The 24,838-nt window shown below is 59.3% G+C and carries 24 protein-coding genes; 21 read left to right on the top strand and 3 right to left on the bottom strand.

Annotated elements, in window-relative coordinates; genetic code table 11:
* Positions 1-40: 40 nt before the first annotated feature.
* Together ACC569_RS03260 and gpmI are read right to left on the bottom strand one after the other, a co-directional pair.
* Positions 41-1,171, bottom strand: coding sequence for a murein hydrolase activator EnvC (locus ACC569_RS03260; RefSeq protein WP_372522066.1), 1,131 nt, complete (start codon positions 1,169-1,171; stop codon positions 41-43).
* A gap of 92 nt (positions 1,172-1,263) precedes the next feature.
* Entirely contained in the window at positions 1,264-2,844 is a 1,581-nt protein-coding gene (gpmI, locus tag ACC569_RS03265) for a 2,3-bisphosphoglycerate-independent phosphoglycerate mutase (RefSeq protein WP_372522067.1), read from the bottom strand.
* Between the two features lie 143 nt (positions 2,845-2,987).
* On the opposite strand from gpmI, the gene ACC569_RS03270 reads away from it, so the two are divergent.
* The 5 genes from ACC569_RS03270 to ACC569_RS03290 all read left to right on the top strand — a co-directional run bounded on the left by ACC569_RS03270 (position 2,988) and on the right by ACC569_RS03290 (position 5,770).
* Positions 2,988-3,323 carry an ArsR/SmtB family transcription factor gene (locus ACC569_RS03270; protein WP_372522068.1) on the top strand — a complete coding sequence of 112 codons (336 nt, stop codon included), beginning with the start codon at positions 2,988-2,990 and terminating at the stop codon, positions 3,321-3,323.
* 125 nt (positions 3,324-3,448) lie between these two features.
* On the top strand, positions 3,449-3,865 hold the full coding sequence (locus ACC569_RS03275) for a rhodanese-like domain-containing protein (protein WP_372522069.1): 417 nt from the start codon (positions 3,449-3,451) through the stop codon (positions 3,863-3,865).
* Positions 3,866-3,867: 2 nt separating this feature from the next.
* Positions 3,868-4,122 carry a glutaredoxin 3 gene (grxC, locus tag ACC569_RS03280; protein WP_372522070.1) on the top strand — a complete coding sequence of 85 codons (255 nt, stop codon included), beginning with the start codon at positions 3,868-3,870 and terminating at the stop codon, positions 4,120-4,122.
* 46 nt (positions 4,123-4,168) lie between these two features.
* Positions 4,169-4,636, top strand: coding sequence for a protein-export chaperone SecB (gene secB / locus ACC569_RS03285; protein WP_372522071.1), 468 nt, complete (start codon positions 4,169-4,171; stop codon positions 4,634-4,636).
* A gap of 126 nt (positions 4,637-4,762) precedes the next feature.
* The gene (locus ACC569_RS03290) at positions 4,763-5,770 is read left to right on the top strand and encodes an NAD(P)H-dependent glycerol-3-phosphate dehydrogenase (RefSeq protein WP_372522072.1); all 1,008 of its coding nucleotides are present in this window, start codon (positions 4,763-4,765) and stop codon (positions 5,768-5,770) included.
* A gap of 76 nt (positions 5,771-5,846) precedes the next feature.
* Here the strand turns inward: ACC569_RS03290 and ACC569_RS03295 are convergent, their stop codons facing one another.
* Complete coding sequence (locus ACC569_RS03295) at positions 5,847-6,311, bottom strand: tRNA (cytidine(34)-2'-O)-methyltransferase (RefSeq protein ID WP_372522073.1); 465 nt, start codon at positions 6,309-6,311, stop codon at positions 5,847-5,849.
* Positions 6,312-6,422: 111 nt separating this feature from the next.
* Between ACC569_RS03295 and ACC569_RS03300 the strand changes: the two genes are divergently transcribed.
* The 16 genes from ACC569_RS03300 (at position 6,423) to ACC569_RS03375 (ending at position 24,594) form a co-directional block, all read left to right on the top strand.
* Positions 6,423-8,345, top strand: a complete 1,923-nt coding sequence (locus ACC569_RS03300) for an O-antigen ligase family protein (RefSeq protein WP_372522074.1) — start codon at positions 6,423-6,425, stop codon at positions 8,343-8,345.
* A 228-nt stretch (positions 8,346-8,573) separates the two neighbouring features.
* Entirely contained in the window at positions 8,574-10,295 is a 1,722-nt protein-coding gene (locus tag ACC569_RS03305) for a GspE/PulE family protein (RefSeq protein ID WP_372522075.1), read from the top strand.
* A gap of 119 nt (positions 10,296-10,414) precedes the next feature.
* On the top strand, positions 10,415-11,644 hold the full coding sequence (locus tag ACC569_RS03310) for a type II secretion system F family protein (RefSeq protein WP_372522076.1): 1,230 nt from the start codon (positions 10,415-10,417) through the stop codon (positions 11,642-11,644).
* A 103-nt stretch (positions 11,645-11,747) separates the two neighbouring features.
* Positions 11,748-12,314, top strand: a complete 567-nt coding sequence (locus ACC569_RS03315; protein ID WP_372522077.1) for a prepilin-type N-terminal cleavage/methylation domain-containing protein — start codon at positions 11,748-11,750, stop codon at positions 12,312-12,314.
* Positions 12,315-12,405: 91 nt separating this feature from the next.
* The gene (locus tag ACC569_RS03320) at positions 12,406-12,834 is read left to right on the top strand and encodes a type II secretion system protein (protein WP_372522078.1); all 429 of its coding nucleotides are present in this window, start codon (positions 12,406-12,408) and stop codon (positions 12,832-12,834) included.
* 40 nt (positions 12,835-12,874) lie between these two features.
* Positions 12,875-13,321, top strand: coding sequence for a type II secretion system protein (locus ACC569_RS03325; protein ID WP_372522079.1), 447 nt, complete (start codon positions 12,875-12,877; stop codon positions 13,319-13,321).
* A gap of 181 nt (positions 13,322-13,502) precedes the next feature.
* The gene (locus ACC569_RS03330; RefSeq protein ID WP_372522080.1) at positions 13,503-14,006 is read left to right on the top strand and encodes a GspH/FimT family pseudopilin; all 504 of its coding nucleotides are present in this window, start codon (positions 13,503-13,505) and stop codon (positions 14,004-14,006) included.
* Positions 14,003-14,419, top strand: a complete 417-nt coding sequence (locus tag ACC569_RS03335) for a prepilin-type N-terminal cleavage/methylation domain-containing protein (protein ID WP_372522081.1) — start codon at positions 14,003-14,005, stop codon at positions 14,417-14,419. Before ACC569_RS03330 ends, ACC569_RS03335 begins: the two co-directional genes overlap by 4 nt.
* Position 14,420: 1 nt before the next feature.
* Positions 14,421-14,948, top strand: a complete 528-nt coding sequence (locus ACC569_RS03340; protein WP_372522082.1) for a prepilin-type N-terminal cleavage/methylation domain-containing protein — start codon at positions 14,421-14,423, stop codon at positions 14,946-14,948.
* Entirely contained in the window at positions 14,945-15,886 is a 942-nt protein-coding gene (locus tag ACC569_RS03345) for a PilX N-terminal domain-containing pilus assembly protein (protein ID WP_372522083.1), read from the top strand. The genes ACC569_RS03340 and ACC569_RS03345 overlap by 4 nt, the downstream gene beginning before the upstream one ends.
* 31 nt (positions 15,887-15,917) lie before the next feature.
* A complete protein-coding gene (locus ACC569_RS03350; protein WP_372522084.1) occupies positions 15,918-17,627 on the top strand; it encodes a hypothetical protein in 1,710 nt (569 codons plus the stop codon).
* A gap of 179 nt (positions 17,628-17,806) precedes the next feature.
* Complete coding sequence (locus ACC569_RS03355; RefSeq protein WP_372522085.1) at positions 17,807-18,274, top strand: Tfp pilus assembly protein FimT/FimU; 468 nt, start codon at positions 17,807-17,809, stop codon at positions 18,272-18,274.
* A gap of 2 nt (positions 18,275-18,276) precedes the next feature.
* Entirely contained in the window at positions 18,277-18,735 is a 459-nt protein-coding gene (locus tag ACC569_RS03360; protein WP_372522086.1) for a prepilin-type N-terminal cleavage/methylation domain-containing protein, read from the top strand.
* Between the two features lies 1 nt (position 18,736).
* Positions 18,737-19,720, top strand: coding sequence for a type II secretion system protein J (locus tag ACC569_RS03365; protein WP_372522087.1), 984 nt, complete (start codon positions 18,737-18,739; stop codon positions 19,718-19,720).
* Entirely contained in the window at positions 19,717-20,166 is a 450-nt protein-coding gene (locus ACC569_RS03370) for a pilus assembly protein MshP (RefSeq protein WP_372522088.1), read from the top strand. Before ACC569_RS03365 ends, ACC569_RS03370 begins: the two co-directional genes overlap by 4 nt.
* A gap of 126 nt (positions 20,167-20,292) precedes the next feature.
* Positions 20,293-24,594 (top strand): DUF6701 domain-containing protein, encoded by a 4,302-nt coding sequence (locus tag ACC569_RS03375; RefSeq protein ID WP_372522089.1) that lies wholly within the window; start codon positions 20,293-20,295, stop codon positions 24,592-24,594.
* Positions 24,595-24,838: the final 244 nt, after the last annotated feature.

The raw sequence follows: 24,838 nt of genomic DNA on the forward strand, positions 1-24,838 counted from the left end.
CTGCTCCGCCGTGTCGGCGGGTAAAAATAAAATCGAGTCGTTATCGTGCTTTACACCAGATCAGCGGATCGCGCGGATCTCCGCTCTGACGGATCTCAAAATACAAGCCGGGTTGCGCCACGTCGCCGGTGTTGCCCAGGCTGGCGATGGTCTCGCCCGCCTCGACCCAGTCGCCGACCCCCCGGTGCAGGCTTTGGTTGTGGCCGTACAACGTCATATAGCCATCTCCGTGGTCCAGAATCAAGAGTAGACCAAATCCCCGCAACCAGTCGGCAAACACCACGCGCCCGCGGAACACGGCTATCACGTTCTGCCCCTCGTGCCCGGCGATAAAAAGGCCACGCCATTTGAGGTTGCCCACGTTTTTCTGCGCGCCATAACGGGCGATTATACGGCCATGGGTGGGCAGCGGCAGACGCCCTCGTAATCTGGCGAAATGCTTCTCGCCGCCGGGTGGCAGGGGTGTCGTCTCCGGCAATACCGTTTTCAGTTCCTCGATCAGCTGCTCCAGGCGCTTTTCGTCCGCATGCAATCGTTCGATTTCCTGCGAGTGGCCATGCACCTCGCGGCTGAGGCTGGCGAGCAGTTCACCGCGACGCGCGCGGGAGATCTCGAGCGCTGTTTTCTGTTCCCGCTGGGTGGCGCGCAGCACCTCCAGCTCCTGGCTTTGTTCCCGGATCTGCCGATCGAGTGCCTCAAGCCGCGACAGGCTGGCCTGGATGTCGGTAATGCGTTCGGTGCGGGCGCGGTTGAGGTATTGATAATAAGTCAGAACCCTGGCCACGCCCGCGGGGTTTTCCTGATTGAGTAGCATTTTGGGGTATTCCTGGTGACCCATGACATAGGCCGCGCGGATCTGACGCCCCAGTTGTTGCCGCTGCGTATCGAGACCGCCACGTTCGCGTGCCGCCTGTTCCCGAAGGTTTTGCAGTTTCCCTTCGTTGCGCCGCTGACGTGTCTCGGTCTGTCTTGAGCTTTGCAGCAGGCCGCCGATGCGACGTTCCAGGTCACGTATTTCCTCGCGCACGGCGTCACGCTGACCGCGGGTCTCGTTGAGTTTTTCCTGCAGTGCGCCAATACGGGCGCGCAGTTTCTGTAATCGTGCTTCTTCCTGTGCGGAGTCGGTGGCATGGACCGGGTGAAGGACGGTGAATAACAGGCAGCAAAACAATGCTGCGCCCCTCCAACGTACCCAAGTTGTTTTGCGGCGGTTTGGCACCGGTGCCGCCACGGGGAGATGGAAAGGCGGGTGTGGTATGTCCGTCAGGCGCGACCCTCGGCAATCGCCGGCTGTTCAGTTTGCAACGTCACCAGCGGCCGGCCGGTCATTTCCGCCGGCTGCGGCAGACCCAGGAGGTAAAGCATGGTCGGCGCGATATCTTCCAGCGCTCCGCTCGGCGCGAGAGCGGCAGGTCGTCCAATATAAAGGAATGGCACGGGGTTGATGGTGTGTGCGGTGTGCGGTTGGCCGGTTTCAAAATCGAACATCTGTTCGGCGTTACCGTGATCGGCGGTGATGAGCATCTCGCTGCCGGTTTCCATGATCGCCTTGTAGATGTGTGCCAGGCATTGGTCCACCGACTCGATGGCCTTGACCGTGGCATCGAAATCGCCGGTATGGCCGACCATGTCCGGGTTGGCAAAGTTGCAGATGATGACATCGTAATGCCCGCCGCGGATCGCCTTGACTACTTCGTCGGTGAGGCGCGCCGCGCTCATTTCAGGCTTCAGGTTGTAGGTGGGCACATCCGTTGGTGATGGGATCAGGATACGGTCCTCGAACTCGAACGGGGTTTCCACGCCGCCGTTGAAGAAAAATGTCACGTGCGCATATTTTTCCGTTTCGGCGATGCGCAGCTGATGCAGACCGAGACTCGCAAGGTAAGCGCCCATCACATTGCGCAGGCGCTCCGGCGGAAATGCGACCGGCACGTGGAATTCGGAGTTGTATTCCGTGAGACTCACGAAGGCGCCGAGCTTGGGAATCACCGCGCGCTCGAAGGCGTCGAAGTTTTTGTCGATGAAGGGGCGCGTGATCTGGCGTGCACGGTCGGAACGGAAGTTCATGAAGATGACCACGTCGCCGTCGGCGATATGGGCAGATTCCGCGCCGGGCGGCGAAATGACGGTGGCCTTGACGAATTCGTCGGTTTCGCCCCGGGCGTAAGCCATGTCGAGTGCTTGCGACGCGGAGGCGGCGCTAAATTCAGCCTTGGCCTGCGTCATCAGATCGTAGGCGGCCTGGATGCGCGGCCAGCGGTGGTCGCGGTCCATCGCATAGTGGCGGCCGATGATCGAGGCGAAGCGTCCGTGTTTCACCGCGGCGAATTTTCCTTCCATGGCTTTGATGGAAGCTGCGGCGCTCTGCGGCGGTGTGTCACGCCCGTCGAGGAACGCATGCAGGTAGAGCTGGGTCGCGCCGCGTTTGACCGCGAGTTCGACGATGGCGTGAATATGCTCCTCGTGACTGTGGACCCCGCCGGGCGAAAGCAGGCCCATGACGTGCACCGCCTTCCCGGTTTTGAGCGCCAGGTCGATGGCGTCGGTGAGCGTTTTGTTGGTGAAGAAGGTGCCGGTGCTGATCGCGCGGTTGATGCGCGTGTATTCCTGGTACACCACGCGGCCGGCGCCGAGGTTGAGGTGGCCGACTTCCGAGTTACCCATCTGGCTGGAAGGCAGGCCGACAGCCGCCTCCGAGGCATGAATCAGGGTGTGCGGATGCTGCTTCCAGAGCGCGTCCCACGTGGGTTTGCGGGCAGCGGCGATGGCGTTGTATTGGGTGTCTTCACGGTAGCCCCATCCGTCCAAAACGATCAGAACCAATGGTTTAGGGGTAAATGACATGCTTGATGACTCAAATAGCGGTTTTTTCAGTCTCTTTTAAATATCACCGATATTGTATAATGTTTTCGTTCACGACACAGCAGATTCCGCGGGTCCGGAGCGAGGGAGCGTGGGCTGAGAACGAAACACGAGGCCTAATATAGATGAGCGCCGCCGCTGCAAAAGTTGAAGACGTACTGATCACCAACGAAGAAGATATTCATCTTGCCTCCCGCTCCATGAAGGCCATGGCGCACCCGCTGCGCCTGAAAATACTCTGTATCCTCGGGGGCAATACCGAGGTCAGCGTCCAGGACATCGTCGAGCAGGTCGGGACCTCGCAAAGCAATATCTCGCAGCATCTTTCCATTCTGCGCGACAAGGGCATCCTGGCGGCGCGCAAGGACGCCAACAAGGTCTATTACCGGATCAGCGATCCGAAAATACTGCAGCTGATCGGTTCGTTGCGCCAGGCCTTTTGCAGCGCGGTGCGCCGCTGAGCATAGCCGGAAAATCATGGTAAACCGTGTTCAACCGGCGATTGCCGGCAACACTGGGAAATCACAACTGGATTTCAGATATATTCCCCCCATCTCTTTTTGATTAGCAATTTTATTCCCTAACCATGACCATGCAGTTTGTCATTCATAACTGGTATTTGTTCGTCGCGCTGGGCGTCATCCTGTTTTTGCTGGTGATGGGCCCCGTCAGCCAGCAACTGCACGGCATCAAGAATGCCAATGCCGCCCAGACGGTGCAACTGCTCAATCGCGAGGACGCCGTGGTCGTGGACGTTTGCGAACCCAAGGAGTTTCAGGCTGGCCACATTCCGAATGCGGTCAATCTTCCCTTGTCGGCGTTGTCAAACCGCCTGCGTGAGCTCGACAAGTTCAAGAACAAACCGGTGATCGTGACCTGCCGCGCCGGTAATCGTTCCATGAAGGGCGCGGTGATCCTGCGCAAGCACGGTTTTGCCACGGTTTACAACCTTTCCGGTGGACTGCTTGCCTGGGAGAAGGACAACCTGCCGGTGGAGAAATAGTGGTGGCGAAAGTGCTGATGTACGGCACACGCATTTGCCCCTATTGCCGGATGGCGGAACGGTTGTTGGAGAAGAAGGGTATTCAGGCTGAAAAGGTGATGGTGGATCAAAACCCCGCGCGCCGCGAGGAGATGATTCGACTCACGGGCCGGACCAGCGTGCCGCAGATTTTCATCGGCGCGACGCATGTCGGGGGATACACGGAGTTGACGGGGCTCGAGCGAGCGGGGCAGCTGGATGCGTTGCTGAAGTCGTGAACCGCTTACGATATACAGCCTAATAACATTAGCGAGGACAGAGACGGTGGATCAGAGTCAGCAAGAGAATATCGTTTTCAATATCGAGAAGATTTACATCAAGGATATTTCCTACGAAGCACCCAGTGTGCCGTCGGCGTTTATCCAGGCACAGAATGCCGCCGCGGAAATCGGCATTCAACTCGGTGTTGAGCATGGAGTGCTCAATCCGGAGCAGGGCATATACGAGGTGGCGCTGACCGTGACGGCAACCGCCAAGCGCGAGGACAAGAACCTCTTTCTTGTCGAAGTGAAGCAGGCGGGAATTTTTCGCATCGGCGGCGTCGAGGGCGATACGTTGCAGCGGGTGCTCGAGATCAGTTGTGCCTACGTGCTGTTACCGTTCGTGCGCGAGACGATCAATGATCTTGTCGGCAAGGGTGGGTTTCCGCAGTTGCTGATCAATCCGATAAACTTCGAGACGCTGTTCGATCAGAAACAGGCCGCTCAGGCGAGCCCACCGAGCATCAATTGAAGTCTATTTTATAACGCCTGCAGAGAAGAGACAGCGCGATGAAGCAGAAGACGGTTCAGCACAGCGCACATTTTTTATTCGTCGAATACCCGCTCTGACTGGATTCGGACAGCGTCCGGAAACAAGATGACTTCCGAGAAAAAATATCCAGTAACCGTGCTCGGGGCCGGATCCTGGGGCACGGCGCTGGCGCTGTTGCTCGCGCGCAATGGGCGTACCGTGTTGCTCTGGGGTCATGAGGCGGTTCAGCAGGAGCGCCTGGAACGCGAACGCCAGAACCGCGCCTATCTTCCGGATTTTACCTTTCCCGCGAATATCCAGGTACATGCATCGTTCCCCGAGGCAGTGAAATCCATATCGCGTTTCCTGATTGCCGTTCCCAGTCACGCTTTCCGCGCCACGCTCAGCGCGCTGGGTCCGCTAATGCCCAACGACGCTGTCCTGGCCTGGGCAACCAAGGGTCTTGAACCCGGAAGCGGCAAACTGCTGAGTCAGGCAGCGATCGAAGTGTTAGGCGGCAAGCATGCTCTCGCCGTGATATCCGGGCCGACATTTGCGCGTGAAGTGGCGCTCAACATGCCCACGGCGCTGACCGTGGCATCGGAAAACGAGAAAGCGGCGGAAGAAGTGGCTTCGTGGCTGCGCAACGAGCGCGTGCGCGTGTACACCAGCCGCGACGTGGCGGGCGTGCAGCTGGGCGGGGCGATCAAGAACGTCATGGCCATCGCCGCCGGCATCAGCGACGGGCTCGGGTTCGGTGCGAACGCCCGTGCCGCGCTCATTACGCGCGGGCTGGCCGAGCTCACGCGCCTCGGTATCGCCATGGGCGGGCAAAAGGAAACCTTCATGGGCCTGGCTGGCGCCGGCGATCTGATCCTGACCTGCACCGATAACTCTTCACGCAACCGCCGCGTCGGTCTGGCGTTGGGACAGGGGCGCAAGCTTCCCGAAATTCTGGCTGATCTGGGTCAGGAAGCGGAAGGGGTGGCCACTTCGCGCGAGCTTTATCAGCTCGCGAAAAAAATCAACGTGGAGCTGCCCATCACCGAGCAAGTGTATCGTGTGTTATACGAAAACCTCCCGCCCCAGGCCGCCGTGGAAGCGTTACTTAAACGCGGACCCCGGCAGGAGTAAATGTCGCCCTACTGCGTTCGTCTGGACAAATCAGTAGCCCTACTCGCTTCGCTCGTTCGTCCTGACATAATAAGAATTATTCCCCGTCGCTGAATCCCTGTTGCCGCCAGGCTTCATAGACCACCACCGCCACCACGTTGGACAGATTCAGGCTGCGATTGCCGGGTTGTAGCGGCAGCCGCAAGCGGTATTTCTCCGGGAGAGTGTCGAGCAGATTCTGTGGCAGTCCACGCGTTTCGGGCCCGAAGAGCAGGGCATCGTTTTCCAGGTATTCCATCTCCGTGTAAAACCGCCGTGCGCGGGTGGAAAAGGCGAGCAGCCGCCGTGGTCTCGCACCTTCGATAAATGCCTCATAGCTCGCATAAGTCCGGACATCCGCCCACTCACGATAATCGAGCCCCGCGCGTTTCAGTTCTTTGTCTTCCAGCCTGAAACCGAGAGGCTCGATAAGATGCAGACACGCTCCGGTATTGGCACACAGGCGCATGATGTTACCGGTGTTGGGTGGAATCTCGGGTTGATAGAGCACGACATGAAACATGGTTTGGCATTCTTTAATAGGTGTGTAATCTGGTGTTTCGTCCGAGATTGTATATAAGTAGGTAGGAAGCTTGCATGTCCCGCTACCAGCCACTCAAGGAGGAATAGGGCGGTGATAAAAAGTAAAACGCACAGCCTGCCCACCGTGCACGTCAGTTCCCTGTTGTTCATCTGCGCCCTGTTTCCCGCCCTTTTGTTCAAGGGTCCGCAAATAGAATTTTTTGCCGTTGCCCAGATTCTGCTGGTGATGTGGCTGGGCTGGGTCGTCCTGCAATCCCACGGTTCGGGCCTTTCCGTGCCCAAAACGGCCTTGGCGCTGTGCCTGACGCTGTTCTGGTTGTGGCTGGCCATTTCACTGTCTTGGAGTCTCGCGCCCAGTATCAGCGTGATCAACTTCTGGTGGGTCGGCAGTCTGGTGCTGGTATTCTGGCTTTATACCCTGACACCCGACCGTGACGCGCTCTGGTCGCATGCAGCCGCCATCATATTGGTATTGGGGATTGTACTGGCGCTGATGGGGATTCATCAGGTGCTCGTGCTCGAGCAACAGGCGCGATCCATTTTTGAAACCCGTAATACCCACGCCGCCTTTCTGAATCTCGTGGCCTTGCCGGCGTCGGCGTATTTTCTGCTGCTGATGGCGGACAAGGGTGCTCCGCGTCATTTCCCCGCCCTGCTGGGGGTAGTCTTGTATATTCTGTTTCTCGGTATTTTTATTACCGCGAGCCGCGGTGCCAACCTGAGCCTTTTCTTGAGCATGGGCATATTGGTGGCGCTTAGCATGCGCAACCTGCCGAAGCGTGGAGTCGTCGTGCTGTTGCTATTGATGGCGGCAGCATTTTTATCCACCAAGATTTCACACGGAGAACTGGGCGAGCGCCTTCCGCAGCTGATGCACGATTCCGGCCGCTTGGTCATATGGCAATCTTCCTGGAATCTGTTGAAGGCTTCGCCGTGGCACGGCATTGGCTTGGGACTTTATTACCTGGCTTTCCCGCCATACCGCAATCCCGTGGACAATTCTGGCGGATTCTTCGCGCATAACGATTATCTGCAGATCTGGATCGAGACCGGCCTCCCGGGGCTGCTGCTTCTGCTTGCGGTGCTGTTTGCCGCGCTATGGCTTCTGGTGCGAACCTTGTCCGTTAAAACCATGAGCAAGAGCACCCGGATCGAACTGACCGGTCTTTTTTGCGGGTTGCTGGCGGTGGCGGGCCAGAGTTTTGTCGATTTCAATCTCTACATACTGTCTATCATGATGATATCGGGTTTGGTGATGGGCCGTTTCCACCAGATTGCAAACCGCGAGCTGAAACCGGCGTCGATGCGGATTCGTTTTTCTTATCTTATTGGCAAACAGGCCTTTCCCGTGATCGTGGTCCTGCTGCTGCTTCTTCCCATGTTGTATTTTGTGTCGCTGGGGCTGGCTAATTCCTATTATGACAAGGCGCTCGCGCAGGCGCGGGAAGGGAAACTGCAGGAAGCCGACAAGGGCCTCGCCACGGCGGAACGCCTGACTCCGGCGGATGACCGCATGCTTATCGCGCACGCAGATTTGTACCGGCACGCGATCACGTTGTTACCGCCGGATGCCGAAGGCAGCAAAAAGCTGCTGTACGAAGATGCGCTCATATTTCTGGACCAGGCACAACACGTCAATTCCCTGCGCGGATTGACATTCGTTATTCGTGGAAGACTCTACCAGCAGAATCCCGCTCTCGCGGGCGATAATGGGCACGAACTTGCCGCCGATTCCTTTCGTCGCGCCCTGGTGCTCAACCCCAAACTGTTCCAGGGCCGTTTGGATTACGCTGCCATCGTGCTACAGCGCGGTAAAAAGGATGAAGCCCTGCAGATATTGGACGAAGGCTTGAAGTACGAATATTACAACATGCCGGATCTGATCCCGTTTTACTCCCTGGCGGCCAAGCTCAGACGGGAGCTTGGAAGAGAGGAAGACGCCAAGACGCTCGAAGACAAGGTCCAGTATCTGGAAAAACAGGCCGCCGCGAGTTATTACCTGCGTGGATACTAACCCGCATTGATTTATCTTCTCCAGCCGGCTTGTCGTAAAGCCTGGCTCGGTATTTGCTTGTATTTCCGAGGTATCAGGCTCTTCCGCACGTGCTGGAAGGGGCTGTTCGGCTGCGGTTGAAAAAGCCTGAAGCGTCGGTTTTTTCGACTATATTGGGGTAAGTTCAGTATTTTCAGCATATTAGCCGCTTCATGCCCGGGATGAGGAGCGGCCCGACGGGGAGTCACCATGGCAACGATAACCGAAATGAAACCGAAAAAGATTCGCATCGGCGACCTGCTGATTGCGAATAAAGTCATTTCGCAGGAGCAGCTCAATACGGCGCTGGCGGACCAGAAAAAAAGCGGCCGCAAACTCGGACGCGTGCTTATCGATAACGGGTTTATCTCCGAAGAGCAGTTGCTGACCTTTCTCTCGCAGCAGCTCAATATTCCTTATATCGATCTGCGGCGCTATCACTACAAGCCCGAAGTCGTGCGTCTGATTCCAGAGACACATGCCCGGCGTTTCCGCGCCATCGCTCTGGAAGACAGCCGCGAGAGCCTGCTCGTGGGCATGGCCGATCCTACCGACATTTTCGCTTACGACGAACTGCAGCGCGTGCTGCGGCGCCCGCTGCGCTTTGCCGTGGTCAAGGAATCCGATCTGCTCAAGACCATCGACCAGGTTTACCGGCGTACGGAGGAAATCAGCGATCTGGCGCAAGAGCTCCAGCAGGAATTGACGGCGCAGGGCGGAGTCGATTTGGCGGCCCTGGCCGAAGCCGAGGGGCTGACCGACGCCCCGGTCGTCAAGCTTTTGCAAAGCATGTTCGAGGATGCCATACAAGTGAACGCCTCCGACATCCATATCGAGCCGGACGAAAAGGAATTGCGTATCCGTTTTCGCCTCGACGGCGTGTTGCGCGTGCAGACCATCGCGGACCGGCGTATCGCGAGCGCGCTGGTGTCGCGCGTGAAACTCATGGCGAACCTCGATATTTCGGAAAAGCGCCTGCCGCAGGACGGCCGCACCAACGTGCGCATCCGCGACAGAAGCATCGATGTGCGTGTCTCGACCATGCCGGTGCAGTTCGGCGAGTCGGTGGTCATGCGTCTGCTCAACCCTTTTGCCGGCGTGTTTAGCCTCGAGCAGGTGGGCATGCCGAAGAACGTTCTTGATCGCTTCCGTCGCATGATTCACAACCCCAACGGCATGGTGCTGGTCACCGGCCCCACGGGCAGCGGCAAGACGACGACACTCTACGGCGCGCTCAAGGAACTCAACCGGCCCGAATTCAAGATTCTGACCGCCGAGGATCCCGTGGAATACCGGCTCCCCGGCATCAACCAGGTCCAGATCAATACCAAGATCGAACTGTCATTCGCCCGCGTATTGCGGTCCATGCTGCGCCAGGACCCGGACATCATTCTCGTGGGCGAAATGCGCGATCAGGAAACGGCTGAAATCGGCATGCGCGCCGCCATGACTGGTCACTTGGTGCTGTCGACCCTGCACACCAACGACGCGGTTTCCACCGCGCTGCGTCTCATCGACATGGGAGTGGCGCCGTACATGGTCGCCGCCTCGCTGCGCGCCATCGTTTCGCAGCGTCTGGTGCGACGTATCTGCGAATCGTGTGCCGAGCCCTATGAACTTCCCGCCGCGCAGATGGCGATTGTCCGGGCCGAAGCCGGGGACAAGGCCGACCAACTGAAATTCAAGCGCGGACGTGGATGCAGTCACTGCAATGGTAGCGGCTATCAGGGACGAATAGGCGTGTTCGAATATCTGGAGATGGATAACCCGCTGGTGGAGGCGCTGCATTCGGGCGATCCTCTCAGATTTTCCACCGTGGCCAAGGCCCAGCCGGGGTATCAGTCATTGCGCCGCAGCGCCATCGTTCTCGCCGCCCAGGGCCAGACCACCATGGATCAGGTGGTCCGCGCCACCTATTCGCTGGAGGAATAATTTTCTTATGTTAAGACGAACGAGCGTAGCGAGTAGGGCTGCTGATTTGTCAAAACGAACGAAGCAGGGCTGCTGCTCTTATCTCAAGACAAACGAGCGTAGCGAGTAAGGCTACATTTATGCCACTGTTTCAATACAAGGGGCGCAATCAGCGCGGTGAGGCGGTGCGGGGGCATCTCGACGCCGCTTCGCCGGACGCCGTCGCCGCCCAGTTGCTGAACAGCGGCGTTATTCCGATCGACATCATCATTGCCAAGGCGCGTGCCGATGTCTTCGGCGCCTTGCGGGCGCGTCTGGCGGCCGGCACTAAAATTTCTCTCACGGACCTCGCTCTCTTCAGCCGGCAGATGTACACCCTGCTCAAGGCCGGCGTGCCGATCATGCAGGCGTTGCGAGGGTTGCGCGAGTCCACGCAGAATCCGGCGTTGGCCAAGGTTATTGGGAACCTCAATGAGAGTCTCGATACCGGCCTGGACCTCAACAGCGCCATGCGGCGCCATCCACAGGTATTTTCATCGCTATACGTGAACCTGGTCCAGGTGGGCGAGACCACGGGCAGTTTGCAGGAGGTATTTCTGCAACTCACCGTTTATCTCGAACGCGAGAAGGATACCCGCGACCAGATCAAGTCGGCGACGCGTTACCCCACTTTCGTCGTGGCCGCGATTTTCATCGCGATCTTCATTATCAATCTCTTTGTGATACCGACCTTCGCCAAGGTTTACGCCGGGTTCAAGATCGAGTTGCCGCTCGCGACCAAGATACTCATCGCCACGTCAAATTTCACCGTCGCTTATTGGCCGGTAATCCTGGCGACGGTGTTCATCGTGGTCTTCTATGCCCGCTACTATGTCCGGACAACGGAAGGCCGCTATCGCTGGGACAAGTTCAAGCTCGGTATCCCGGTGGTCGGGCCAGTTATTTATAAGGCTACCCTCGGTCGGTTTACCCGGGCGCTCGCGGTGATGATGAAGTCCGGCGTGCCGCTGGTGCAGGGCATGACGGTGGTCAGTCGCGCGGTGGACAACGAATTCATCAGCGATCGTATCGTGCAGATGCGCGATGGAATCGAACGTGGCGAAACCATCGCGCGCACCGCGGCGGCGACCGGCATGTTTCCGCCGCTCGTGATCCAGATGATTTCGGTAGGCGAGGATACCGGTTCGGTGGACGAACTCATGTTCAATGTGGCGGATTTTTACGACCGCGAGGTGGATTACGACATCCGCAACCTGAGCACCGCCATTCAACCGATCCTGATCGTGTTTCTGGCGATCATGGTGTTCATCCTGGCGCTGGGCGTGTTCCTGCCGATGTGGGACCTCGTCCAGGTGGCGCGTAAAGGTTAGACGTAATGCGGCATATGCCCGGATCTGAGAAACTAGACAAGCTTGGAAGCGTAACCTACTGTATTTTCATAGGCTGCCGTGTTTCAGCAGGAAGGAATTCATTGTGAGCCGGGAAAGCCAGGACCCATCGGGTCGGGGAGGTATAAGGCACTGTCATCGCGGCTTTTCCCTGCTCGAACTGGTCATTGTCATCGTGATCATTTCGGTGCTGCTGGTGCTGGCGATCTCGCGTCTGCTGGCCCTGCAGGTGGATGCCGAACGGGTGACGATGGAGACGGTAGCCGGGACGCTTCGCAGTGCGATTGGCATGAAGGTTGCAGAAAGTATTGTGAAATCGAAGGTCGCCGACCTTCAGGCCCTCGAGGGTAGCAACCCCATGGCCCTGCTGGCGGAAACGCCGCACAACTATCTGGGCGAGCGCGATGGCGTGGACCCGGCGACACTCGAAGACGGCAACTGGTATTTCGACAAGCGGGACAAGACGCTTGTTTATTTGGTCCGCAACAAGGGGTTTTTTACCGGCGGACCGCCCAAGCCCCCGCGGGCGCGGTTCGCGGTGCGGCTGGTCTATAGTGATAAAAACGGGAACGGCGTGTTTGATCGAGGCATAGATGCAGTTGAAGGTTTGCGCCTCAGTCCCGTGGAATCTTATTCCTGGTCCCGATACTGATGTCGGGCCGGTAACGATGGATGGCAGTAGGTAACGGACCCACTGCCAGAATGTAGTAGAGCAATTTTATTTTTTGATTCAGGAGATAAACATGTTTAAACAGCAAAGCGGTTTCACTCTCGTCGAACTGGTTATTGTTATCGTCATCCTCGGCCTGTTGGCGGCCACGGCCCTGCCGCGGTTTATCAACGTCACCCAGGACGCGCGCATTGCGAGCGTTCAGGGCGTCGCGGGTGGATTGCGCTCTGCAGCTTCGCTCGCTCGCGCACAGGTGATGGTCAGTGGCAGTGGCGGTGGCACGATCAGCATGGACGGCGTGTCCGTGTCGGTGAACGCCTCCGGCTATCCGACCAACGCCCTCGTCGGCATTGAAGCAGCCATGCAGGGACTGGATGGCTATACGGTTGCCCACGCCGCGCCGAGTTCTACCTTCCAGCCCAAGAACGGCGGCAACGCGACCTGTCAGGCTTCGTACAATGCCAACACAGCTGTCGTGACTGTTACATCGGGTGGTTGTTAAGCAGGTTTGTTGAAATCCCAACTATGACAGGGAGTAAAATATGCGCATGAGACAAAGTGGATTCACACTTATTGAATTGGTCATCGTGATCGTCATTCTCGGCCTGTTGGCGGCCACGGCTCTGCCGCGGTTCATCAACATCACCACGGACGCGCGCATCGCGAGCGTTCAGGGTGTAGCGGGCGGATTGCGCGGCGCCGCCTCGCTCGCCCGGGCCCAGCTGCTGGTCCAAGGCAGTGGCGGCGTCGGTTGCGGCGCTGTCAACAATACCGTCTGCATGGACGGTTTGGCGGTGACGGTGGCCAGCACGGGTTTTCCAAGCGGTGTTGCGATCGGTATTGGCAGAGCGATGCAGAGCACGGATGGTTACAATGTCACCTACGCAACTGATACTGCGACTTTCCAGCCGGCCAACGGCGGTAACAGCAATTGCCAGGCGCTCTATGGCACGGACGGCACGGTGTTGGTTACCTCAACGGGATGTTAAGCGGCAAGTTAACAGGGCGAACAGAAAATAGCTTTATCTCCTGAAAGTAAGGTGACCGATAGACACGGTCACTTGTGAAAACCGGCGCAACCTAACGAGAGGTTGCCTACGAGCCCGGTGAAACCGCAAAGCATGGGGGCGCTGGCATGGAGTCAGCGCCCTATTTTTTTAGGTGTGAGAAATGACGAGGATTTCCGGCATCCGGTCAACCACCGAAAACGGCTTCACCCTTGTGGAGCTGGCGGTCATTATTTTGCTCGTGGGCATACTCGCGTTTGTTGCCATTCCTCGGCTTTCAGGTCCGAGCCTGCGGGTAGACGCGCAGGCCGAGCAACTCGCGTCCGATATCCGTTATACCCAGACGCTGGCCATGACTCGCGGCGACCGTTTTCGCATCAATCTGACCTCCGCGGGCTACCAGATCACCAGCAGCAGTGGCGCCAATACCGTGGTCCATCCCGGTACGGGTTCCACCAATCCCGTTGTTCTCAATGGGGTGACGCTCGGCGGATGGAACCCGCCGCTCACCAACGATTACGTCGCGTTCGATGGACGCGGTGTCCCCTATGTGCTTTTTACCAGCAGTACCGGGCTGGCCGCGAACGCCACGATTACTTTGTCGGGAGGAGGTTACACGCGTAACCTCGTGATTTCACCGGAAACGGGAAGGGTGGTGCTGCAATGAAACGCCACCCGGCGATCCTGAAGTATCGCGCCAATCAGGCCGGCGTCACGCTGGTCGAGCTGATCGTGTTTATCGTGGTGGTGGCGTTGCTGGCGATCGGTCTCATCGCCGCGTTTACCTCGTCCATGAAAGATACTCCGGCATCCGGCGACGTTTCCCAGGCCTTGCAGCTCGCGCAGGAACGCATGGAACTCATTCTCGCGTACAAGCAGTCGAGAGGGTTCAATGCCCTGATAGACCCTTGCACGCTGGGCTCGCCACCTACGCAGTGCACCAGTTTCCCGTCCGGATTTAACGTGCCCGCAGCGACGATCGTTAACAACTGGAACGGCAGCAGCGAGTACAAAGTGATCACGGTGAATGTCACCGGCCCCCAGACCCTCGCGGTCACGGCGCTCGTGGCCAGTTACTGACATGCGCACCGCACACCCATTTCGGCGAGGGCATTCAGGCGGCGCGAACCGCTGCGCCGGCTTCAGCCTCGTGGAATTGATTCTGGTCGTGGTGCTGACGGCGATTCTGGCGGCGGTCGGCTCGCAGATGCTGGGCAAAAGCTTGCGGTCGTTTGTCTTCGGCAAGGAGGTGATCAAGGGTGACTCGCAGGCGCGCGTGGCGCTCGAGCGGCTGACGCGCGATCTGCGCATGGTCAGTGCGCCGGCGAACCTCGTCATCGTTCCGGCGACCGCCATCACCTTCAGCGACACCGAGGGCAACACCGTGAGTTATTCGCTCGCCGGCGGCAAGTTGATGCGCAATGCCCAGGTGCTGGCCGACGACGTCAACAATCTGCAATTCGCCTATTTGCGCAGCGACGGCAACACGGTCGCCGCCACCGCGGCGCAGGTTTACTTCATCACCGCGTCGGTGGCGGTCAAGCGCGGCACCCTCGCCACCGACATCACCAGCCTGCGTGCCACCGTGCATCCGAGGAATTTCCCGTGAATCGGTTTGGCACCGGCCAACAAGGCAGCCCGCGCGAACAACGCGGCTTTTTGTTGATGACCGCGGTGATCCTGATCGTGGTCGTAGCGCTGCTTGCCACCGTGATCACCTTCCTCTCCACGGGCAATGTGCTGTCAAGCGCGGGTCATGCCAACTCGGCCCAGGCGCTGTTCCTCGCCGATAGCGGCCTCGAGTACGAACAGCGACGCCTTGCCCAGAATCTCGATTGGTATCGCAGCGCATCGGACCCCATGTCAAGCGCCACGCGGAACCTCGGGGCCGGGACCTTCACGGTGTATTCCAATCTGCCGGCGACCATGCTGCGTCGGCGTATCCCGAACGCTGGCTCCACCGCCGATATCTGTGTCTATACGATCGACCGCTTGCCAACGAGCGGCTATGTGCAGGTCGAAGACGACATCAATAGTACTGCCGAGTTCATTCAATATTTCGGCACTACATCCAGTTCCGCCAACTGCGGAAATCGCCCGGCGTTGACAGGTATCATTCCCGCTTCGCGCAATTTCTCCATCGGAGGGGTTAGCAATGCCGCCAGCGCGCATGGCCGAGACAGCCGGGTTTATCCGGTCACGACGCTCATGGATAACCTGGCGGCTTCGGTTACTTGCGTGACTCCAGCGCAATTACGAATTGCTGATCATCCGAAGTTTCTAAGCGCCGGGACCATCAGCCTGGACGATGGTACCGGCGTCAACGCCGAGGAGATCGCCTACGCCAGTTCAACCCGCGCAGGAGGCGTGATGACGCTCAAGAGTCTGCGTCGCCTGCTTGGAGCCAACTGCCCCGCGTGGTTGGTTGGTGCGCCGGTCACTCCGCTGCTGGTGGACAGCGCGTTCCCGGACTTTGAGGCAGAAATCGTTTCGCAGGGGGCGGTAGACGTAACGACGCGCGTGGAGCGCAAAACGGTTCAACGCTAGCAACAGCGCTTGCTGAAGGCGGGGTATTTCAATGAACAGACGATTGATCCAAGGCTTGCTGGGCTTCCTGATGATGTCGGCTCTGATTCCGGCGTATGCCACCCAGACCTTTACCATCACGCAAACCAGCCCCGCGACGGGTACCGCCGTTGACATGGGCACGACTCAGGCCGTTACGTTTCAGGTGGCGAATAACAACACCGCGCCGGACAACGGGCAACGTATTTATCTGACGCGGTTTCGTACGACCAGCCCCACCTATTTTTCCAGTGCGACCACCGCGCCAGCCGGATGGAAGCTCAACACGGCGATCGGCGCCACGACGACCAGCATCACATTTCAGGCCTTGACGTGGAACGACGCGATCGCGGTGGGCGCCCCGGTTAATTTTACCGTCGCGATCAAATTGCGAACCAACACCGGCGACTACACCGAGACCATGCGCGATGCCCGCGCCTCGTACACGAACAACACAACTCCCCTGTCCCAGGTCGGCAGCCGCATCACCAGGACCAGCCCCGCCAATCTCGCCGTGAAATCTCTTGCGGTCACCTCGTTCCAGACGACCGATCTCGCGGGCGTACCGACATCCACCATCAATGCCGGCGTCGGATTCAAGCTGGTGATGACGGTGAAGAACCTGTCGACCACGAATACAGCGACCTCTATCCAGTCCAACGCCAATCCACCGGCGCAAACCAAGACCGGTACTTGGAAGGCCGCTCCGCCACCCGCCACGCCCAATTTGACCGGCACCGTCTATAGCCCCAACCCCTTGACGCTGGCACCCGGGGCTTCCGGGACGATTACCTTTACGTATGGAACGGATGTCGCCGACAGCGGCACGGTGAAATTCACGGCCAACGCCAGGACCACCAGCGGCACGACCATGACATCGCGCTCCTTGGACTCCAATATCCTGAGCGTGAGCCCGCTGAACGCGAGTATTGCCGTGACTCCCGCCTGTATTTTCTCCGGCGGCACCGCCACCTTCACCATGACGGTGACGAACAACGGCGCCGCCGTGATCAATCTCGTACCATCGGGGCCGACGCGTTTCGGAACCGCTGTCATCGGTGCTTTCAGTGCCCCAGCTTATACATCCACATGCCCCGGCAGCCTCGCCGGCGGAGGTGCAACATGCAACATCGTCTGGACCGCAGCGGTGACCGGAACGGTGGATGTGGTAAACCCAAAACCGAATTTTTGGGTGACTGGCAGTGTCAGTGCTAATGCTGGTTTGATTGCATCGCCTGTGGTCACCTCCAACACGGTGGACGTGGATGACTACATCGTGAGTGTCGCTCCCGTTAGCACTAGCGCTTCCAGCACGAACGAGGAACTGACCTGGACGGTGACGAATCGCGGCTGCGCCAACGTGGACTCGGTCGCGATTACGGTACCGGCCGGCTGGACCTTCGGAAGCGACGCCTACTCGCTGGTCACTGACACTACCCTGACGGACATCGAAACCTGGACCGTATCGGGCACCACCTTCACGGCACCCCTGAACAACGCCCCGCTCGCGGACCCGGGGCGCTTGCCGCTCAATCAGGACGGCCAGTTTATGCTGGTGTTCCCGGCAACGCCGACCGTCACCGGCAACAGCAACTTCACCGTGCGGGTGACCGACGAGAACGGCACGTTCGTGGATAAAACGACGACAGTCACAGTCAATGCGCCCGCGCCCGGCGGGGCCAACGCCGCCAGGCCAAGCGCATGGCGCGAGGAGTTCCGGTAATCGCATTAATGCCTTGTCATCATTGGAACCGCGACGCGCCTTGAACGTTCATGTCTGTCTTCGAACCCTCAAGCCTGTCTGTCGTTTCTAACCCAGCGCCGTGCAATCGCCCCGGTTTTTGCTAGTCTTTGTCTGAATGTCAAATGTCGTTTCATATGGCCCCTGATCAATCCGTACCAATGCGCCTCGGTGGTTTCAGAGGTTTCACCCTTGTCGAGATGATCGTGACGCTGATCATCATCGCGCTGATCGCGGCGGTGACTGGCCCGCTGTTTTTCAACGTCAATGCCTTTCGCGAAAGCGGATTTTACGATGAGACGGTCTCCGCGCTGCGCTACGCGCAGAAGTACGCGGTGGCCAGCGGCTGTACCGTGCGCGTGCAGACCACCGTGACCGGGTTCACGCTCTATCGGCCCGCTTCCGTCGGCAACTGCAATACCCCGGGTTCCTATACGACGCCACTGACGGATCCTTCCGGCAACGCGACGACCTTCACCCGAACCGTTCCGAGTGGTGTAACGCTTTCGGCGGCTGACTTCACCTTCTCCGCCAGCGGCACGGCTTCGGTCACGCCCTCGCTTGCCATCACTGTCGGCAGCCGGCAGTTGACGGTTATCGGCGAGACTGGATTCGTGCAGGCGCAATGAGAATGATGCGATCCCGCCTTCATGCACGCGGAGTAACCCTGGTGGAGTTGATTGTCTCCATCGTGGTGATCGGGGTTGCGCTGGCCGGCGTCATGGTTGTCATCGTGCGCAACACTAGCGCCAGCGCCGACCCGCTGATCTGGCATCAGGCCGTGATCGTCGGCGAGGCTTATCTGGAGGAAATCCTCACCAAAAATTTTACCGCCGACGGGGTCGAGGCGTCTCGCGGTCTCTACGATGACGTGTGGGACTATAACGGTATCACGGATAGTCCTCCTCGCGACCAGAACGGCACTGCCATTACGGCGCTAGCGGGTTACTCGGTGAATGTTCAGGTGACCACCGAGGCGCTGAATGACATCACCCTCGCCAGCGGCAACGCCGTGCGTGCACAGGTGACGGTCACGATGCCGACTGGCGGCAGCGTCGTTGTCAGCGGATATCGGACAAACTACAACTGATATGAGCCTGCTCAGATTCGATTATCAGTCGAATACCGGTTGCATGCGTCGCAACCGGGGCGTGAGCCTTATCGAACTGATCGTCGTCATCACCATCAGCGGGATCATTGCCACGGTACTGGGCGTGATCATCGTGCGTCCGATCCAGGGCTACGAGGCGCAGGTGCGCCGTGCGCAACTGGTGGACGCGGCGGAAATGGCGGTGCGGCGTCTCGGGCGCGACATCCGCCAGGCGCTGCCCAACAGCGTGCGCGTGCGCGATGCCCTCGGTAACACGAACAGCGTGAGCTGCTTGGCCGCGGGCGCGGTCTGCACGATCGAGATGCTCAACACGATGGACGGCGCGCGCTATCGCGACGGGCCGGGTAATATCGGCCATGACCACGGACCGACACGATACCGATTAAAGTTTAATGGCGCGGACAACGATGGATTCAACATCGTCGGCTTTTTTCAGAACATTACGGTGCCGTTCACCTCCACCACGCAGCGCCTGTCGATTTACAACCAAGGTATCACCAATGCGGATGCGTACGCGGACGCAAACTTGCCCGCCGGCCCATACGTCATTACCAATCCTAACCCGCCGGCCAACACGACCTTTACCATTAGTAATGACGATGGCGCCCCACCCGATGAACATCAGATTTTGCCGATCGGAGGCGCAACCTTCCGGTTCCGCTACGCTTCGCCCAACCAACGCGTCTACGTCGTAGACACGCCGGTAACCTATGTCTGCAACGCTGGACCGAACGGCAACATCACGCGTTACTGGAACTATCTCATCACTGCTGCCCAGCAGAGCGCGCCGGCCGGAGCAACGACGGCATTGCTCTCAACACCGGTCACGGCCTGCAACTTCAGATACTCGCCGGGTACGAACCAGCGCGCCGGTCTTGTCACGCTCGACATCACCGTCGCCGACGCCGCCAGCGGCGAACAGGTCCGGTTGCTGTACCAGGTGCACGTGGATAACTCTCCATGACGCGTCTTCCGTCAATCCGCGGAAAACATGAGCGGGGTTTCGCTCTCGTCGCGGCCATCTTTATCGTTGTGGTGCTGGCCATGCTCGGAATCATGATGGTGACCATTGGCGGCATGGAGCGGGCCACCGCGAGTGCCGCGGTGCAGGGCACGCGCGCCTTCTATGCGGCGCGTTCCGGGGTGGAATGGGGGACTTTCGGAGCGCTCAACAACACGGTGCCCACTTGCGGCGCGACTCCTTCAACACCGACCACCAATACTTTTAATCTGGCGGCTGCCGGCCTTAACGGATTTACCGTGTCCGTGGTCTGCAGCTATACCACGCACCGCGAGCGCAGCGATACGTACAACGTCTACGTCATTAGCTCCACTGCCACCTCCGGGAATTTCGGCGACGCCGACTATGTCTCGCGCACCCTCCAGGTGACTGTGACCAACGCGCCCTAAGTCCTTGACTTGATGGTATGACGCTTCGATCACGTCCTTCATGGGCTATCCTTAAAAGATCGGGTGCGTGGCTTTGGCCACGTCACCTCAAAAGGCACCAGCATTCAGTATGAGTTCAGATATGTCATGACCGCCGCCAGCCGCATCCTCAGCGTGAAACTCAATAAGATAATGAACTTTCGTGCCGAACATAAACATGGCAAGGCGCTTGTTTCCTGTCTTGCCGTGGTCTTGTTTTTGGTTTTTGCCTTCATCGTAACGCCAGCCCAGGCGCTCGTTAGTTTTCGCGCCGCGGCTTCGGCCAGCGCCGCGACCGGCGGGGTGATAACCTATGTGAATAGCGGAACTGTGGCGAACGCCGCCAGCGGCAACGTTGCCCCGGGCTATCCAGCCGGTTGGTCGGCGGGTGACATGCTGTTGTGCGTTGTTGAAAGCAAGGACAATGTCGTGGCATCGATGCCCGCCGGCTGGACAACGCTTTCCGCCGCCAACAGCGGCGCTGCGCACCGGGCCACGATCTTTTGGAAGATCGCCGCCGCCGGCGACAGCACCACGCCCACGGTTACGCATACCGGTGGCGATTCGATCATCGCCCAGATTATCGGCTTCAACGGCGTCGATAACACTACTCCATTCGACGTCGCCAACAGTTTTACCGTCTCGCCGGCCGACCTGACCACCGAAGCGGGCGCCATCACCACCGTCTCGCCGAATACCATGCTCGTGTTCACGGCGCACATGGCCGACAATCACACCTCCATTGGTCTGCCGGCGGGCAGTGCGCCATGGACGCAAGCCTTTTTCAGCGCCACAAATAACGGCACCGATTCCTCGATCGCCGCGCATTATGGCTTGCGCGCCGCCGCCGGCGCGCAAGCGGCGGTCACGGCCACGCGCGCGGGAGCCGCGGCCGCCATCAGCCACGGCGCGCAGATCGCGCTGCGTCCCGCCGTCGGCGCGCTGACCATTCCCAAGCCCGCGGGAACACTCACGGCGGACGTCATGATTGCCTCCGTCAGTGTAACGCCGAGCACAATTACGATTACGCCACCCGTGGGATGGACCCTGATCCGGCAGGTGACTCAGGGCACCGCGACCACCAGCAAGCTTGCTACTTATTATCGAGTTGCCGGCGTGGGTGAGCCGGCTGGCTATACCTGGACGTTGTCGGGCGGCACCCATAATGGCGCGGTCGGCGGCATTGCAAGCTTTAACGGCGTGGATAACGTCACCCCGTACGATGCCGAGACCGGAAATTCCACGGCCAGCGCCACTACCCATACGGCGCCGAGTGTAACGACCACGCTAACCAACGGCATGCTCGTCACCGTCCATGAGTACGCTAGTTCAGGAACCTGGTCGACAGCGGCAATGAACGAAGCCGTTGACGTGGCATCGCTCGCGCCAAACAACGCGGCAGGGATTTCAATGGAAATGAATTACGAAATCCGCCCCACGATCGGTGCCACCGGAACCCGCACGGCCACGGCCACCGCGACCGCGGATACCGGAGCGGTCCAGTCCATATCCCTCAAGCCGACGCCATTGATTTGCTATACCGATGACTTCAACCGGGCCAACGGTTCCCCCAGCGTGGACTGGGTCGTCTCTCACAATAGCGGGACGTTCGGTGACCCGGTCATCTTCAATAATCGCCTGCGCCTGACGGACGCGAGCGGCAGCGCGGCCACGACGGCGACCTTGCAGCGTTTGTTTCCGGGATCGGGAAACCGGATCGAGGTGGAGTTCGACCATTTCGCCTACGGCGGTTCCGGCGCGGACGGCATCGCGCTCACCCTCTCCGACAGCGCCATCACCGCCGTGCCGGGGGCGTTCGGCGGTTCTCTCGGTTACGCGCAAAAGAGCAACCCCGGTTCCGATTGCACGGTCCCCGGCGGTTGCCCGGGATTTGCCGGCGGCTGGCTTGGCGTGGGAATCGACGAGTACGGAAATTTTTCCAACCCGACCGAAGGGCGCGTGGGTGGGCCGGGGGCACGGGCTGATTCTGTCTCGATACGCGGGTCCGGTTCCGGAGTGGGTGCCACCTACGGCGCAGGTTTGCCCAATTACAGCTATCATACGGGCACCGGTACCCTGGCGCCCGGCATCGACGTGACCGGGGCCACAGCCGGACCGGGCTATCGTTACCGCATCATTGTTGACCACGCCAATGGCGTCAACGCCATGGTATCGGTCGAGCGGAATACCGGCGCTGGTTTTACCACGCTTATTCCCGCCTACGACGCCAAGGTCATAGCCGGCCAGGCAACCGTGCCGACCAACTGGTTGCTGTCCTACACCGGTTCCACCGGCGGCGCCACCAATATCCATGAGATCGATAACCTGCAAGTTTGCGCGACCACTGTAACGCCTTTGTCCGGCATTCATCATTTCGACATCACGGTAGGGGCTTCGGCGAGCACCTGCGCGGCTAAGGGCGTCACGATTACGGCCAAGGACTCCTCGGGCAACACACTGACCGGGTACACCGGCACGGTCACTATCACCACGTCCACGTCGCATGGCGATTGGTCGCGGACGCCGACCGGCACCCTCGTGAACGGAACGCCGGACGACGGCATCGCGACCTATACCTTTGTCGCCGGTGACAACGGGTCCGTCGCGCTCAGTTTTACCAATACGCATGCGGACGATCTGACCTTCAATGTTACCGATGCCACGGTGCCGAGTAGCAGCACGACTTCATCCCCGGTCACCAGCTTCCGCGACAGCGCGTTTGTCATTACCGAGGATCCGATCCAAATTGCCGGCCGCAATCAGACCATATCCGTGAGTCTCTATACGAAGGTAGGCGGCAGCTGCTCCGCGGACGCCAGTTATACCGGTTCAAAGAATCTGGACGCGTGGCTCACACTGGATGCCTATCATCCCGCCGGCGCCAGTGTGCCCACCATCGGCGCCTTGACCCTGCCGACGAGTGCGCCGGCATCCAACCCCGCCACGAATAACCTCACGCTCACCTTCGCGAGCGGCACCGCGAGCTTCGCCATGAGCACCACGGACGTCGGCAAATACATACTGAACCTGCGCGACGACACTCGTTTATATGCCACGGCGGTGGATCTGAGTGGCACCAGCAACAGCATCACCACCCGCCCCTGGCTGCACGTCGCGGTGACCGGAAACCCCGGTGCCAGTTCCGCCGCGGGGACTGTGTTTACGTCGGCCGGCACCAATTTTACGGCCACCGTGCGCGGTGTATTGTGGCAGGCCGCTGACGATGCCAACAACGACGGTGTCCCGGACAGCGGTGCCAACTTAGCCAATAATTCCTTGGCCCCGCGATTCGCCTGGGATACGGTACTGTCACCCACGACACCTTTTACGCCCGCCACTCCCTCCGACGCGCCGGCGGGCACCGGAACAGCCGGCACACTGGTTCGCGGCGCGGGCGGTAGCACGCTTACGCAAGCGAGTTTCAGCGGCGGTTCCGCATCGGCCGCGGATTGGCGCTACAGCGAGGTCGGCAGCTTTACGTTGCGAGCCACCGCAAGCAACTATCTCAACAGCGGAATCAACGTCTATAACGACAACGGCGTGGTCGGCCGCTTCACGCCGGCCTATTTCGACGTCACCCGCATCCACGGCTGCCCCGCGGGCGCGGACCCCCTGTTGTTTACTTACTCCGGTCAGCTGTTTACCGTTACCGCCACCGCGCGCGCCGCGAACAGCGGCACGACGACCGCGAACTACGATGGCGCGCTTGGATTCGCCAAAGCCACCACTGTTTCGAATGCCGGCAACGCCGCCAACTTCACGAACAACACTCTTGCGGCGGGCAATTTCGTCGGTGGTGCCCGGACCCAGAGTACCGTGACGTACACTTTTCCCGCCAAGGAAACCGCGCCGGCCACGCTCACCCTGCGTGCCATCGACACGGACAGCGTCAGCTCGGTCGGCCACACCGAAGAGCAAACGCAAATCCGCAGTGGGCGGGTACGTCTCTATAATGCCTACGGTTCCGAACTTGTGACCCTGTCGATGCCGATGCGGGTGGAGTACTACGAAGACACGACTGTCTCCGCGCCCGCGACCAATCCTCCTATCACCGGTTGGGTCACGAATAGCGCGGACACTTGCACATCGCTCAGTCTCCCTAATCTCGACTTGCAGAATGCTGTTCATGACCCGGCTCAAGGCGTGGCGACGATCAATATAAAAACCGGTCCGAACATTCCTTCGACCGTCACGGTCGTTTCGCCCACGGCCGGTGTGGGAGAACTGAGCTTCTCCGCCCCGGGAGCGGGGGGCGACGGGTACGCTGATGCACGCATGGATCTAGCGGCTCGTTCCTGGCTGCAATTCGACTGGAATGGTACGGGAAACACCGATCCCACCGGCCGCGCCACTTTTGGGCTGTACCGCGGCAGTCCGAAGCATATCTATCTCCGCCAACGCTATAACTGAGCTGTTTTTCCACCGGTAACTCAGTCTCATCCGAGGATTTGAGCGGGTCGAGGCTGAACCAAAAAACTTCGCGAGTTTCCTAGGTTTTTCCCTGTTTTGAATGCAGAAAACCGCATTGACAACAGTGGGTTATTGGACGATTCTTAACTTGAATCTCAGAAAACATAGCAATTTGCCGATATGTCGGGGTTTTTGGCTGTGTTTTTGCATGGCAATGGGAGTCTTTCGGGATAAGGAGAATTCC

It is taken from the genome of Sulfuricaulis sp. (genome assembly GCF_041499725.1).
GTDB lineage: Bacteria > Pseudomonadota > Gammaproteobacteria > Acidiferrobacterales > Sulfurifustaceae > Sulfuricaulis.